Origin of the sequence: Serratia nevei, assembly GCF_024160145.1 — a bacterium.
GTDB lineage: Bacteria > Pseudomonadota > Gammaproteobacteria > Enterobacterales > Enterobacteriaceae > Serratia > Serratia nevei_A.
Map to the genome: position 1 here is coordinate 195,106 of NZ_JAMYWQ010000001.1, position 15,026 is coordinate 210,131.

Annotated in this window: 6 protein-coding genes; 3 read left to right on the forward strand and 3 right to left on the reverse strand. The window is 61.5% G+C overall.

Annotated elements, in window-relative coordinates; all coding sequences use genetic code 11:
* The first annotated feature begins 29 nt into the window (after positions 1 to 29).
* The 3 genes from M6G53_RS00855 to entS are packed head-to-tail and all read left to right on the forward strand — an operon-like array spanning position 30 to position 10,160.
* Positions 30 to 254: an MbtH family protein gene (locus tag M6G53_RS00855; RefSeq protein ID WP_253328341.1), complete on the forward strand. Its 225-nt coding sequence runs from the start codon at positions 30 to 32 to the stop codon at positions 252 to 254.
* A gap of 51 nt (positions 255 to 305) precedes the next feature.
* Positions 306 to 8,816, forward strand: a complete 8,511-nt coding sequence (locus M6G53_RS00860) for a non-ribosomal peptide synthetase (protein WP_253328342.1) — start codon at positions 306 to 308, stop codon at positions 8,814 to 8,816.
* Between the two features lie 60 nt (positions 8,817 to 8,876).
* Positions 8,877 to 10,160, forward strand: a complete 1,284-nt coding sequence (gene entS / locus M6G53_RS00865) for an enterobactin transporter EntS (RefSeq protein ID WP_253328343.1) — start codon at positions 8,877 to 8,879, stop codon at positions 10,158 to 10,160.
* A gap of 63 nt (positions 10,161 to 10,223) precedes the next feature.
* Here the strand turns inward: entS and kdpC are convergent, their stop codons facing one another.
* Genes kdpC through kdpA form a run of 3 tightly spaced genes read right to left on the reverse strand, consistent with a single transcriptional unit; the run spans position 10,224 to position 14,689 of the window.
* Entirely contained in the window at positions 10,224 to 10,844 is a 621-nt protein-coding gene (gene kdpC, locus M6G53_RS00870; protein WP_253328345.1) for a potassium-transporting ATPase subunit KdpC, read from the reverse strand.
* A gap of 11 nt (positions 10,845 to 10,855) precedes the next feature.
* Positions 10,856 to 12,925, reverse strand: a complete 2,070-nt coding sequence (gene kdpB, locus M6G53_RS00875; RefSeq protein ID WP_253328346.1) for a potassium-transporting ATPase subunit KdpB — start codon at positions 12,923 to 12,925, stop codon at positions 10,856 to 10,858.
* Between the two features lie 36 nt (positions 12,926 to 12,961).
* Complete coding sequence (gene kdpA, locus M6G53_RS00880; protein ID WP_253328347.1) at positions 12,962 to 14,689, reverse strand: potassium-transporting ATPase subunit KdpA; 1,728 nt, start codon at positions 14,687 to 14,689, stop codon at positions 12,962 to 12,964.
* Positions 14,690 to 15,026: the final 337 nt, after the last annotated feature.

Here is a 15,026-nt window from a genome sequence, read left to right on the forward strand (position 1 = left end):
CCACACATTTTGACAGACAGGTAATGCAAATGACTCAGGAACAACAAAACCCGTTCGATGACGAAAGCCTCCGTTTCTCCGTTTTGGTCAACGCGCAGCAGCAGTATTCGCTGTGGCCGCAGTTCGCCGATACGCCGCAGGGGTGGCGCGTGCTGATGGGGCCGGCATCGCGCGGCGAATGCATCGAGTACATCGAAACGCACTGGCAGGACATGCGGCCGGCGACGCTGAAAGCGGCGGATGCGGCGCGTTAAGCGCCAGGCAGCCACATCGATACATTCCGTTTAAGGAAAAGGACAGACACCATGTCAGAAACGCTTTCTTTGCCGGATACTCAGGTCGAGTATCGGGATTATCCGCTGGTTGCAGCGCAACCGGGGATCTGGATCGCCGACCAAATCGCGCTGCGCCGCAACAGCTTCGCCGTGGCGCACTACACCGAACTGCATGGCGCTATCGATCGTTCAGCGCTGGAGCGCGCGATCCGTCAGGGGTTGGCCGAAGCGGATACGGTGCAGGCGCGGTTCTTTGAGGCGCAGGACGGCCAGCCGGTGCAGCGTTTGCCGCTGATCGCCGATCCTGCACGCGTGCAGGCGCCGGAGTGGTTTGATTTCAGCGCGCGGCCGGACGCCGAACAGGCGGCGCTGGCGCTGATGAACGACGATCTGGCACAGGATCTGCCGGCAGACGGCGAGCGGCCGCTTTACCGCCATGCGCTGATCCGCGTCAGCGCCGATCGCTGGTTCTGGTACCAGCGCTTTCATCATTTGACCCTGGACGGCTTCAGCTTCGAAGCCATCACCCGCCGGATCGCCGATATCTATCGCGCGCTGCGCCACGGGCTGTCCCCGGCGACCTCGCCGTTTACCCCGTTCGGCAAGGTGGTGGAAGAGTTTCAGCAATGGCAAACGTCGCCCGCACGTCAGCGGGCGGCCGAGTTCTGGCAACAGCATCTGCGCGATCTGCCGTCGCCGCTGTCGTTATCGACGGAAAACCGGGAGGTTGAAGCGGGTGCCCGGCCGCTCAAACAGGCGCTGGTACTGCCTGAATCGCTGTTTGACGAAGCGCGGCGCGATAACGCGCTGCGGTCGCTGCAACCGGCCGATATCGTCACGGCGGCGCTGGCGATGTACCTGGCGCGCATGAGCGGCGAAACCCGCTTTGCGATCGGTTTTCCTTTCATGCGCCGGATGGGGTCGCAGGCGCTGGCGGCGGTCGGCCCGGTCGTCAACGTGCTGCCGCTGCTGCTGAATGTGACGCCGGAACTGTCGCTGGCGGACGTCTGCCAGGCCACCGTGGCGGAAATCAAGCAGGCGCGCCGCCATCAACGCTATGAGGCGGAGCAGATCAAACGCGATCTCGGCCTGGTCGGCGGCCATCAGGAACTCTACGGACCGGTGGTCAACGTCAAGGTTTACCACAGCGCCTTGTCGTTCGACGGTCAGGCGGCCGTGACTCACACGCTGGCGATGGGGCCGGTCGACGATCTGGAGTTTGAGATCGGTTTTCGAAGCGGCGTGCTGACGCTGTCTTTGGTCGCCAACCCGGCCAAATACTCGCCGCGCACCTTGCATCATCACGCGCAGCGCATCGGCCATTGGCTGCAGCAGCTGGCGCGGCAGCCGCATCAGCCGCACGGTCAACTGGCGTTGATCGGCGAAGGGGAACTGCGTCAACTCGCAGCCTGGGGGCGTGGCGCAGAGCTGACGGCGCCGGCCGGCATGGTCTCGATCATGGATGCGTTCCAGCGCCAGGTTGCGCGCCAGCCCGAGGCGCTGGCGGTGGCCTGCGGCGAGGTGCGCCTCAGCTACCGGCAGCTCTCCGAACGGGTGATGCAGCTGGGGCGAGTGCTGATCGCAAGCGGCATCGGTGCCGAAGACGTGGTTGCCATCGGCATTCCGCGCTCGGTGGACACGCTGGTCGCGCTGTTCGCCGTGCTGGCCAGCGGCGCGGCCTATATGCCGCTCGATCTGGACTATCCGCGTGAACGTTTGGCGCTGATGTGCGACGACGCGCGGCCGGTGATGCTGCTGACCCATCGCGCCACGCGGGCCAACATGCCGGATCTGCCGCAGGTGTTGTGCCTGGACGACGCGCCATGCCTGGCGCGCTGCGCGGCCGCCGAGGCCACGCCGATAACGGATGCCGAGCGGCGGGTGCCGCTGAGCGAAGCGCATCTCGCCTACATGATTTACACCTCCGGCTCGACCGGCAAACCCAAAGGCGTCATGTCCACGCACCGCGGGCTGCTCAACCTGTTCCTGTCGCACCAGGCCTCTCTGTTCGGCCCGGCGATCGAAAAATTCCAGGCTCGCCACGCGCGCCGCTTGCGCGCCGGCCATACGGCATCGTTTTCCTTCGACTCCTCCTGGGAACCGCTGTTCTGCATGATGATGGGCAGCGAACTGGTTATCTTCGATGAGGAGCTGCGCCGCGATCCCTGGGCGCTGCTGGAACAAACCCAACAGACGCCGATCGATCTGCTGGACATCACGCCGTCGTTCTTCTCGCAACTGGTGGACTGCGGCCTGCTGAAGGGGCAGTTCCCACTGCCGTCGTTCGTGATGATCGGCGGCGAGGCGGCGACGCCGACGCTGTGGAACCTGATGCAGCAGCATCCGGAGGTGGAGATCCACAACTATTACGGCCCGTCCGAATACACCGTCGATACCCTCGGCGCGCCGGTGACGGCCGCAGACCAGCCGGTGATCGGCCGTCCCCTCGCCAATACCTCAGTTTGGCTGCTCGACAGCCGCCTGCAGCCGGTGCCGATCGGCGCGGCGGGCGAGCTGTACATTTCCGGCAAGGGCATCGCGCGCGGTTACCTGCGGCGCCCGGATCTGACGGCGGCGCGCTTTGTCGCCAACCCGTTCGCCGAAGGCGAGGTGATGTACCGCAGCGGCGATCTGATGCGCTGGAGCGCGGAGGGCCAGCTGGTGTTCATTGGCCGCACCGATCACCAAATCAAGGTGCGCGGCTTCCGCGTCGAGCTGGGTGAGGTGGAAAGCGCCTTGGCCGCCTTGCCGGACGTGGGGCGGGCGGTGGTGATCGCCGAGCCGATCGGCGCCACCTATCGCCTGATCGGCTACTGCTCGGTACAGGATGACGCTCGCCGCGCCGCGCCGGCGCTGCAAAACGAGCTGCTGGGGCAGCTGGCGCAGCGTCTGCCGGATTATATGGTACCGGCGATCCTGGTGGTGATGCCGGAGCTGCCGCTCAACGTCAACGGCAAAATTGACCGCCAGGCGCTGCCCAAACCGCAGGAGACGCTGGCGCAAAGCATTCGCGAACCGGCCACCGAGCAGGAAAGGCTGATTTGCCGCGCGATGGCGCAGCTGTTGGGGATGGAGCGCGTCGGCGCCGACGACGATTTCTTCGCGCTCGGCGGCGACAGTATCTCGGCGATGGGGCTGGGCACCGCTCTGCGGCGCAACGGTTATCTGCTGCGGCCGCGTGAGATCTTCGCGCTGCACACCCCCGCGCGCATGGCGCAGGCGATGCAGCCGCTGGCCGCTGACTCTCAGACCGCGCGCAGCGTGCGGCAAGGCCCGATCGACGGGCTGCCGATCCTGCACTGGTTTGCCGAGACGGGCGATATGCATCGCCGCTTCGCGCACGGCGTTTTCCTGCACGTGCCTGCGGAGCTGCAACCGGAACAGCTGCGTGATGCGTTGGACCAGCTGCGCGCGGCACACCCGGCGCTAGGCGCGCGGATCCGCGATGGCCAGTTGGTGGTTGAGGAAGCCGCTAGCGCTGAGTTCATGCAGGTTCTGGCCGTATCCGGCGAGCTGGAGTCGGCGGCGGAACAGGCTTTCGACGCCGCACTCGAGCATCTCGACCCGGCGGCCGGCGCCATGATGCAGGCGATCCTGTTGCAGCGTGACGGGCAGAGCCTGGGGCTGGTGCTGGCGATCCACCACCTGGTGGTCGACGGCGTTTCCTGGCGCATCCTGCTCGACGAGCTGCGGCAAGTGGCCGACGGTGTCATGCAGGGGCAGCCGATCACGCTGCCGCCGGAAGAAACCTCGCTCTATGAGTGGTCTGCGCGTTTACGCGCCGACGTGGAACGCCGGGAAGCCGAGCTGCCGTTCTGGCGGCAAATGCTGGCGGACGGCGTGCCGCGTTTGGGCCGGCGCGCGCTGGAACCGCAGACCGATCGCCTTGCCTCGGTGAGCGAACGGCGCACGCTGCTCGACAGCCGGCTGACCGCCGCGCTGCTCGGCACATTGCCGCAGGGATATCGCGCCCAGGTTGAAGAGATCATGCTGTGCGCGCTGGCTTTGGCCTGCCGCCGCCGTTTTCAGGCCGCGTCGCTGCGTTTCTCTCTGGAGTCGCACGGCCGCGCCGAGCTGGACGACGGCCTCGATCTGGCCCGCACCGTCGGCTGGCTGACGGCGGAGTATCCGCTGCGCATCGAACTGCATGACGCCGAACACAATGAGGCCGTGCGCGCGGTGAAACGGGCGACGCGCGCGGTGGTCGATCGCGGCGTCGGTTACGGCCAGCTGCGTTATCTGCATCCGCAGCGTGACGACCTGGCGGCGCTGGCGCAGCACAACGCCCCGGAGATTTTATTCAACTACCTCGGACGTTTCAGCCAGGATGAGGGGCACTGGACGCCGCAGCGCAGCCAAACCCGCTTCCGCGATGCCTTCGCCGTGGCGCAGGATGCGCAGCAGGCGCTGTCTTACGGGCTGGAAGTGAACATCTTTGTCGAGGAACGGCGCGACGGCGCCTGCCTGGCGATTAACTGGAGCTGGCTGGAGGCAATCTTCAGCGAGAGCGACATTGCGCAGCTGCACAGCGGCATCGAGCAAGCGGTGCGTTCACTGTGCGAGTTTGCCGAACAGCATCCCGAACGCGCGGCGGCGACGTTGGTGGCGGCCGAGATCGCCCAGCCGGGCGTCGACGATCAGGCGGTGCGCGCCTGGGAGCGGGAGTGCGGGCCGTTAACCGCGGCGCTGCCGCTGTTGCCGTTGCAACATGGCCTGCTGTTCCATGCGCAGACGGCGCAGCAGGGCGGCAGTTATAACTCGCTGACGCGCCTGAGCCTTAGCGGCGAACTGGACGTGCATCAGCTTCAGCAGGCGCTGGATGCGGTGATCCGCCGCCATCCGCAATTGGCCGCCCGATTCAACCGCGAGGGGGAGCCGCTGCAGCTGATACCGCAGCAAAGCCATTGGCCGCTGGACAGCCACGCGCTGCCGCCGCTGACGGAAGAACAAGAGGCGCAGGCACTGCACCGGCTGGAGCAGCAGGAGCTGCAGCGCGATCTGTTCAACCAGCCGGGCGCGATGCTGCATGCGCTGCGGGTCAAACACGGCGATAGCGAACGCTACACGCTGTTCCTTAACGCGCACCACCTGATCGTCGACGGCTGGTCGACGCCGGTGGTGCTCAACGATCTGATGCTGGCCCTGCGTGAAGGCGAGCAGGCGTTGCCGCCGCTGCGTTCGAACTATGCCGATATCGTGTGCCGCCTGACCGCGCGGGATGCCGAAGCCTCGCGCCGCCTGTGGCGCGAGACACTGCAGGACGTGCGGCCGACGTTGCTGTTCGGTGAAACGCAGGACGAGCGCGTGCATGAGCTGGAAATGACGCTGCCGCCGGCCGAGGAAAGGCGCTTGCTGACCCTGTGCCGCGAACGCGGGTTGACGCTCAATACCCTGATGCAGGGCATTTGGGCCTTGCAGTTGGCCAGCTGTTGCGGCCAGCAGGACGTGGTGTTCGGCTCGCCGGTTTCCGGCCGTTTTGGCCAGATAGAAGGGATCGAGGAACACGTCGGCCTGTTCAGCAACACGCTGCCGGTGCGGGTTCGTCTGCAGCACGATCGTCCGTTGACGGAGCAGTTGACCGACCTGCAGCACCGGCAGATTGAACTGCTGGAGCACGACGATTTGGGGTTGGGGGAAATTCAACAGCTGGCCGGAGCGGGCACGCTGTTCGATACGCTGTTGGTGGTGGAGAACTACCCGGACAACGACGCTCTGCTGGGCGGCGCAGGTTCGCTGCGCTGTGATGCCATCCGCAACAAAGGCTATACCCACTATCCGCTGACGCTGTTGGTACTGCCGGGCGAACGTCTGCGCCTGCTGATGGAGTACCGCGCCTCGGTGCCACAGCCCGAGCGCTTCGCCGCGCGGCTGCTGGCGCTGCTGCAGCAGTGGATCGCCGAGCCGGATCTGCCGCTGCCGCGCTGGCAGTTGCAAACCCCGCAGGAGCAGGCGCTGATCGCGGCGGTCAACCGCACCGGGCAGGCGGTGGCGGACACCACCTTGCATCAGGCGATCGCCGATCAAGCGCGGCGCACGCCGGAACGCATCGCGCTGCAGGATGCCGGGCACAGTCTCAACTACCGTGACATGCAGCGCCAGGCCGCGCTGCTGGCCGAGCGACTGACGGCGGCCGGCATTCAGCCGGGGGATATCGTCGCGGTGGCGTTGCCGCGCTCCGTGCGCCTCAGCCTGGCATTGACGGCGATTGTACAGACCGGCGCCGCCTGGCTGCCGCTGGACACCGGCTACCCGGACGAACGTCTGGCCTACATGGTGGAGGATGCCAAGCCGCGGCTGATTATCACCGAAAGTGCATTGGACACCCGCTTCGCCGCGCTGGCGCCGACGCTGCTGTTCGATGCGCTGGACGACAGCGGGCGCGAACCGGCGCCGCGCGAACCGGCGGGGAACGGCGATTATCCCGCCTACGTGCTGTATACCTCCGGCTCTACCGGGCGGCCGAAAGGCGTGGTGGTGAACCACCGGGCGATCGTCAACCGCCTGTTCTGGATGCAGCATGAGTATGCGCTCGATGCGCAGGACGTGGTATTGCAGAAAACGCCGTGCAGCTTCGACGTTTCCGTGTGGGAATTCTTCTGGCCGCTGATGGTCGGCGCCCGCCTGGTGATGGCGCCGCCGGAAGCGCACCGCGATCCGCAGGCGCTGACGACGTTGATTGACGATTATGGCGTGACCACGCTGCATTTCGTTCCGTCCATGTTGGCTATCTGGGTGGAGGCATTGAACGAGCGGGCGCCACGGCGCGCCGCCGCCAGCCTGAAACGCGTGTTCTGCAGCGGTGAGGCGCTGTCGTGTGAACTGGCTTCCCGCTATCAGGCGTTGGTTACCGCGCCGCTGCACAACCTGTATGGCCCGACGGAGGCAGCGGTTGATGTCACTTATCAACCGGCGTCCGGCGCGGCATTGGCGGCGGTGAACGGCGCCGGCGTGCCGATCGGCAAACCGGTCTGGAACACCCAACTGAGCATTCTCGACGCCATGTTGCGGCCGGTGCCCGTTGGCTGCGCCGGCGATCTCTACCTGCGCGGCATTCAGCTGGCGGATGGCTATCTGCATCGGCCGGGGTTGACGGCGCAGCGGTTTGTCGCCGATCCCGCCGGCAACGGGGCTCGCATGTATCGCACCGGCGATATCGCCCGCTGGCTGGAAGACGGCAGCGTCGAATATTTGGGGCGCAGTGACGATCAGCTGAAGATCCGCGGCCAGCGCATCGAGCTGGGCGAAATCGAGCAGGCGCTGCTGGCGCAGCCGGGGGTAGCGCAAGCGGCGGTTAGCGCCATCGAGCTGGGCGAGGGCGCGACGGGGCTTGGCGGCGCCGATATGCGCCAGCTGGTCGCCTGGCTGATCGCCCAACCGGGCGTGACGCTGGATACCGGCGTGCTGCATCAGGCGCTGGAGCAGCGTTTGCCGGCGCACATGATGCCGGTCAGCTATGTCATGACCGACCGCTTCCCGCTCAGCGCCAGCGGCAAGCTGGATCGCAAGGCGTTGCCACGGCCGCAGCTGGCCCGGCAAGCCGGGCGCGCGCCGCACAGCGACAGTGAACGCCTGCTGGCAGGGCTGTTCGGGGAATTGCTGGGGCGCGAAAACGTATCTGCCGACGACGACTTCTTCGCACTGGGCGGCCATTCGCTGCTGGCGATGCGCCTGGCGGCGGAGCTGCGGCGGCGCGTGCCTCGGCCATTGAGCGTCGGGCAGATCATGTTCGCCCGCAGCCTGGAGAAGATGGCGCACCTGCTCGATGACGCGCAGGCGGCCAACTCGGCCGAGAGCCGCGGCGTCGGCGAGTGCCTGCAACTGCGGGCCGGCCAAGGCCCGGCGCTGTTCTGCCTGCATCCGGCTTCCGGTTTCGCCTGGCAGTACTCCGGGCTGAGCCGTTACCTGCCGGGGAACTACCCCATCATCGGCCTGCAGTCGCCAAGGCCGGACGGCGCCATCGCCACCTGTGAGGATATCGAGCAGATGGTCGATCGTCATCTCGCCCATCTGCGCCGCCTGCAGCCGCAGGGGCCTTATTACCTGCTGGGCTATTCGCTCGGCGGCACGCTGGCGCATTCGATGGCCGCGCGCCTGCAGCAGCAGGGCGAAGAGGTGGCCTTCCTTGGGATGCTGGATACCTATCCGCCGGAAGGCCAGGATTGGACCGGCCCCAGCGAGGAGGAGGCGCAGAAAGAGGTGGCCCAGGAGCAGGCTGAGTTTATGGCGGAAGATCATGGCGATCCGGCGCTGATGGCGGAGAAGGCGGCGATGTTCGACAGCATCGTCGCCAACTACCGTGACGCGGTGCGCATTCTGTCTCAGGCGCGCAGCCGGCGTTTCCACGGCACGGCGACGCTGTTTGTCGCCGACCGGACGCTGCCGCCGGAGATGGATATCGCCGCCGTGTGGGCGCCGTATCTGGATGGGCTGATCTGCCATCACCAGCGCTGCGAACACGCGGACATTCTGTCGCCGGCTTCGCTGGAGACGCTCGGCCCGCTATTGCACGAGCTGCTGACGCGGCAATACGGGTTGGTATAACGCAACCGGGCCGGGGGGCGTGCGTCCCGGCCCGCACCAAAACATGATATGCAGGACACTATGGCCAGACCTTCTTTTTTTCTTGATTTCAGTTTGCTGAGAAGCAATGCGCATTTTCGCGCGATTTTCTGCGCCCGCATGCTGTCGGTGTTTTCCCTCGGCATGTTGGCGGTAGGGGTGCCGATCCAGATCCAGGCGATGACCGGCTCCACGTTGCAGGTGGGGGTCGCGGTGGCGCTGGACGGGGTGGGCATGTTTATCGGCCTGATGCTGGGCGGCGTGCTCGCCGATCGCTACGATCGCCGCAAGCTGATCCTGTTTGCGCGCGGCACCTGCGGGCTGGGTTTTGTCGCCCTGAGTCTGAATGCCTTCGCCCCGGCGCCGTCGCTGTGGGCGCTTTACCTGCTGGCGGCCTGGGATGGGTTCTTCGGCGCGCTGGGCATGACGGCGCTGATGGCGGTGATCCCGCTGCTGGTCGGGCGCGAAAACCTGGCGGCGGCGGGAGCCTTGAGCATGGTGACGGTGCGCATCGGCGCGATCCTGGCACCGGCGCTGGGCGGGATCATCATCGTATTTGGCGGCGTGGGACTGGCGTTCGCCGTGGCCGCCGCCGGGACGCTGGGCACCCTGGTCCCGCTGGTGCGCCTGCCGACGCTGCTGCCGCAGCAGCAGGAGCCGGAACACCCGTTGCGCGCGCTCGCCAGCGGCTTCCAGTTTGTCTGGCGCAATAAGGTGGTAGGCTCGGTGGTGCTGCTGGGGATGCTGATGAGCATCGTCGGCGCCGTCAGGGTGCTGTTCCCGGCGCTGGCGCAGGACGCTTACCACGTCGGGGCCTCCTCTATCGGCCTGATGTATTCCGCGGTGCCGCTCGGTGCGATGCTGGGCGCGCTGACTAGCGGCTGGGTGGGGCGTTTATCTCGGCCCGGCGTGCTGATCCTGGTCGCCGCCATCGTCGCGTTTACCGCTATCGCTTCGCTGGGGCTGTTCAGCCACCTGGCGCCGGCGCTGCTGGCGCTGGTGTGCTACGGCTATGCCAACGCCATCGCCTCGCTCCTGCAGTTCATGCTGATCCAGAGCAACACGCCGGATCATCTGCTGGGGCGGGTGAACAGCCTCGGCACCGCGCAGGACGTGACCGGCGATTCGATCGGCGCGCTGGGGCTCGGCGTACTGGGCAGGGTATTCACTCCGCTAATGAGCGTGCTGTCGTTCGGTGCTTTCGCCGCTGTGCTCGGCGTGCTGGTGGCCTTCAGCGTGCGCACGCTGCGCCAGTGCCGGCCGGCGGACGCGCTGGTCGAGCACGATGATCCCGCGCCGGCCACCTCAGCAGCGGCGGACAACTAACCCCTCACGGCACCGGCTGTTCCGGCCGGTGCTGCTCCCCCCAGTGGCACATCATGTCGATGTCTATTTCTCCTTCGCCCTCTTTTCTAACGCAATATTCAGCTCCAGTACGTTTATCCTTTGCTCCCCGAAGATATCCATAATGGGCGGTTGAATATGCGATTGGATAAGATCTTCAATCTGCGAAACCGGTATTCCACGTGACTTTGCAACCCAGGGGGCCTGAAGAAATGCGTTATCGGGGCTGATATCCGGATCGAGTCCTGATGCTGAGGTCGTCAGCATATCGGCTGGTAACAAGCGATTGCGCAGTTCCGGATGGGCGGATTCCAGCGCCTGGCGATCGGCAGTGATTCGATCGCTTAGCGTTTTACTGGCCGGCCCCAAATTAGATCCCGACGAGTTATTTGCGCTATAGGGCGCAGCAATCGTTTTGGTTGCATCACTCGGATCAGTCATCAGAGTTGCCGATGGGCGACCATGAAACCATTGCGCTCCGTTCCATTGTTGCCCTATCAGGTGTGAACCTAATGGTTTACCCGCAGGGGTAATTATCAGACTGCCATTGGCCTGGGCCGGGAATAAAGCTTGCCCCAGCCCATTGACCAGGAAGGGATACATCAAGCCACAAAGCAGCCAGGTAATGATGCTGACACGCAGCGCGCTGTTTAATATGCTCAACATGGTGTCGCTCCTTACATGATAAGAGACAAAAACAGGTCAATCAGCTTAATGCCGATAAAAGGGGCAATTAACCCGCCTGCACCGTAGATAACCAGATTGCGATAGAACATCGCATCCGCGCTCTTTGGTTTAAATTGCACGCCGTGTAGCGCCAGTGGGATCAGCACCGGAATGATCATGGCATTGAAAATTAATGCGGAAAGGATGGCGCTTTGTGGGGTGGATAGTGCCATCACGTTCAACACAGAGAGCCCAGGCAGTGCCGTAATGAACAGTGCGGGCAAAATGGCGAAATATTTCGCGACATCGTTGGCAATGGAGAATGTTGTCAGGGCACCGCGGGTAATAAGCATTTGTTTACCGATACTGACCAACTCCAGCAGCTTCGTCGGGTCGGAATCCAGATCAATTATATTTGCGGCCTCGCGTGCAGGTTGAGTACCGGAGTACATCGCCACGCCCACATCGGCCTGGGCTAATGCCGGTGCATCGTTGGTACCATCGCCGCTCATGGCGACCAGTTTCCCCTGGCGTTGCTCATTACGGATGAAATTCAGTTTGTCTTCAGGTTTGGCATTAGCAATAAAGTTATCCATGCCGGCTAACGCGGCAATAACGCTGGCAGTCACAGGATTATCCCCCGTGACCATCACGGTATGGATTCCCATATATCTAAGCTGAATTGCACGCTCCTTTATGCCGGGTTTAAGGACATCCGTCAGCGCAATAATACCAAGGACACTGCCATTAACGGCCACTGCCAGTGGTGTGGCACCTTCACGGGCCACCTTTTCTGTAAGTGCAGATAAATCTCCAGGGATCGGCGTATGCCACTGTTTCTGAACATAGCTGACAATGGCATCCACTGCGCCTTTGCGGATAACTCGGCCATCAGGCATATTGGTACCGCTCATTCTTGTCTCAGCAGAGAAGTCTGTACCGGTTGCCTTCTCCTGGCCGGGTTCAGCATGCCCGCCCATCCGTAATGTGTAGCGCACCGTTGATTGTCCTTCCGGTGTTGAGTCAAAAAGTGAGGCAAGGTAAGCGGCCTGAAGCAGATCTCTCTGGTCTTTCCCCTGCACGGCAAAGCATGCCGTTGCCTGCCGGTTACCGGTTGTAATGGTTCCCGTTTTATCCAGAATCAGAGTACTGACATCGCCGGCAGCCTCCACGGCCTTTCCTGATGCTGCGAGCATATTAAAACGCATCGTTCTATCGATACCCGCAATGCCAATGGCTGAAAGCAATGCGCCGATGGTGGTTGGAATGAGGGCAACAATAAGAGCAATCAGGTCGGCGATGTTAATTTGCGCATTGAGATAACGGGCAACGGGCGCCAGGGCGGCGACGACAATCACGAAAATCAATGTCAACACGGATAACAGGACGGTCAGGGCGATTTCGTTTGGCGTTTTCTGTCGTTTTGCGCTTTCGACCAGATGGATCATGCGATCAAGAAACGTGTTGCCGGGTAATACCGTCACACGAATGACAAGAGCATCCGACAACACCCGGGTTCCTCCTGTCACGGAGGAGGCGGTATCAGAGCCGGGTTCTTTGATAACCGGTGCAGACTCACCGGTTATCATTGACTCATCGACATAAGCGACACCCTCGATAACCTCACCATCTATCGGGATGATCTCCTCCTTCTCGGCTTTGACCAGGTCGCCAGGTTTGAGGTCTGTTGCCGGGATTGTCTGGTACGAACCATCGGTTAACTGTTGATGAGCGGTTAATTCACCCACGGCACGGCGTAAGGATTGCGCTTTTACTTTGCCACGCCCCTCCGCCAGCGCCTCAGCCAGATTAGCAAACCAGACGGTAATCACCAGAATGAGTGTCACGATGCCGTTATAGCCAGCGCTGGCGTGTGTTGGCCCAAACAGTGACGGGTCAACGGTTAACGCTGCTGTTATCCATGCGCCAATCCACACGACAAACATGACCGGATTGCGTATCTGCGCACGGGGACTAAATTTCGCCAGTGAAGCGGCCAGCGACTGCCGGAAAAAGGCTACGTTATATCCAGGGCGCTTATCTGTAACATCCGACGTGTATGAAACAGTACTCTTTTTCATTTTCGTTGTTCCTGTGAACCGCCACCAAAGGCACACTTAAAATAAGGTGTGACTGAGCATGGCGAATTGTTCCGCGATGGGACCAAGCAACAACGCTGGCAAGAAAGTCAGCGCACCAACAACCAGGATCACAACCAGCCACCAGGCACCAAATAACGGCGTGTCTGTGCGCAGTGTGCCCGCACTTTGCGGTACTGTGGGTTTGGCCGACAGAGACCCGGCAACGGCCATCAAAAAAATAATCGGTGGGTATCGCCCAAGGAAGATGACCAGCGCGATGGTCAGGTTATACCAAGGCGTATTGGCGTTAAGCCCTGCGAATGCCGACCCGTTATTCGCTGCCGCAGACGTAAAGGCATACAGCACCTCCGAATAGCCATGCATGCCAGAATTATTCAGTGAAGAAATGGCTGTTGGAAGTATCATTGATATTGATGAAGGGATCAGAATCACCATGGGATGAATCAGCAGCGCAAGGGATATCAGAATGATCTCGCGTTTCTCAATTCGTTTGCCCATAAACTCCGGCGTTCTGCCCACCATCAGCCCCGCCACAAAGACCCCGATCAGACCGTAGATTAAAAAACTTAAAAAACCGACTCCTTTACCGCCAAAGACGCATTGCAGCATCATCTGCATAAACATTGACACACTTGCTACGGGGGTAAAGCTGTCGTGCATGGCATTAACGCTGCCGGTTGTGAAGGCTGTGGTGTAGGCCGCGTACAGCCCGCTCAGGGTAATACCGAAACGCAGGTCTTTTCCCTCCATATTACCGCCAGGTTGCCCGGCGCTGGCATGCAGATTAATACCCATCTGCTGTAATAACGGCGTACCTGCCTGCTCAGAAATAAGAACGACTGCCAGGAAGGCAACCAGCATGACAGCCATCACGCCATAAATCACCCGGGCCTGCCGTTGTTGATGGATCATGCTGCCAAACATAATGACCAGGGCTGCGGGAAGCCCTGCCATCAGCAGAAGCAAGACAATATTGGTGAGTGGATTTGGATTTTGGTAGGGATGAGCGGCGTTAACATTAAAGAAGCCCCCCCCGTTAGTTCCGAAGTTTTCGATAGACTCCTGCGCCGCAACGGGACCCAGACTTAATGTCTGATGCCCGCCTGCCAGCGGGGATACGAGGGTGCCGGCACTCATCGTTTCGGGAACGCCCTGCCAGATCAAAAAGAGTGCCGCCAGAACAGATACCGGGAGCAGAACACGGGTGATAAAGCGAATCAAATCCCGGTAAAAATTACCCAGACCGCCGCTCTCGCCCTGTGACAGAAAAGCGCGGATAAATGCGACCGCAACAACGAAACCTGTGGCTGCAGAAGTAAACATAGGGAAGGTGATGGCGGTCATCTGACTAAAGTTAGAGAGCGTACTTTCGCCAGCATAACTTTGCCAGTTGGTATTGGTGATAAAACTGATGGCCGTATTAAATGCCAGTATGGGGTCCATGCCATCCAATTTCAGCGGATTAATCGGTAAAACACCTTGAAATACCAGAATGAAATAAATAATTAACGCCATCACCAGGTTGGTAATCAGCATATTAATAGTATAGCTTTTCCAGTCCATTTCCCGGTAACAACTCTCCTTCCCGATAAGACGATAAATTGTATTGTCGATAGGATTTAAAAGTGGGTCGAGAAACGTTTTCTGGTCGGTAACGACCTGAGCCAGATATCGCCCTGCGACGATACTTATCGCCAGCGTCATTAAAAGAACAAAACCGACTTGCAGCCATAGATGCAGCATATCATGACTCCTTTAGAGCAGGTGATGTGACATGCCGTACGAATCAGAACTTGTCCGGATGGATCACGGCATACAGCAGATAAAGCACTACGCTGAAAAGCAGCGTGATTAACAAATAAATAGCCATAGTGACCTCTGATAAATAACCAACTTATCTTCCTCTCTTTTCGGTTGTATCGATAACACCTTCAGCGAAGCGGATCAATAAACCGCAGATGGCATAAGTTGTGACGACTAACACGGCCATGATGATTATTAACCACATACTGAACTCCTTGCGGTCTTCGCTGTATTAAAAAGCGATACTTCAGGTATAGGGAACAACCTATAAAAGGAG

What these genes read in the sequence shown, in the direction of transcription:
- kdpB (WP_253328346.1), bottom strand. Translation starts at nt 12,925, where the DNA reads ATGAAAAAGAGTACTGTTTCATACACGTCGGATGTTACAGATAAGCGC.
- kdpA (WP_253328347.1), bottom strand. Translation starts at nt 14,689, where the DNA reads ATGCTGCATCTATGGCTGCAAGTCGGTTTTGTTCTTTTAATGACGCTG.
- kdpC (WP_253328345.1), bottom strand. Translation starts at nt 10,844, where the DNA reads ATGTTGAGCATATTAAACAGCGCGCTGCGTGTCAGCATCATTACCTGG.
- M6G53_RS00855 (WP_253328341.1), top strand. Translation starts at nt 30, where the DNA reads ATGACTCAGGAACAACAAAACCCGTTCGATGACGAAAGCCTCCGTTTC.
- entS (WP_253328343.1), top strand. Translation starts at nt 8,877, where the DNA reads ATGGCCAGACCTTCTTTTTTTCTTGATTTCAGTTTGCTGAGAAGCAAT.
- M6G53_RS00860 (WP_253328342.1), top strand. Translation starts at nt 306, where the DNA reads ATGTCAGAAACGCTTTCTTTGCCGGATACTCAGGTCGAGTATCGGGAT.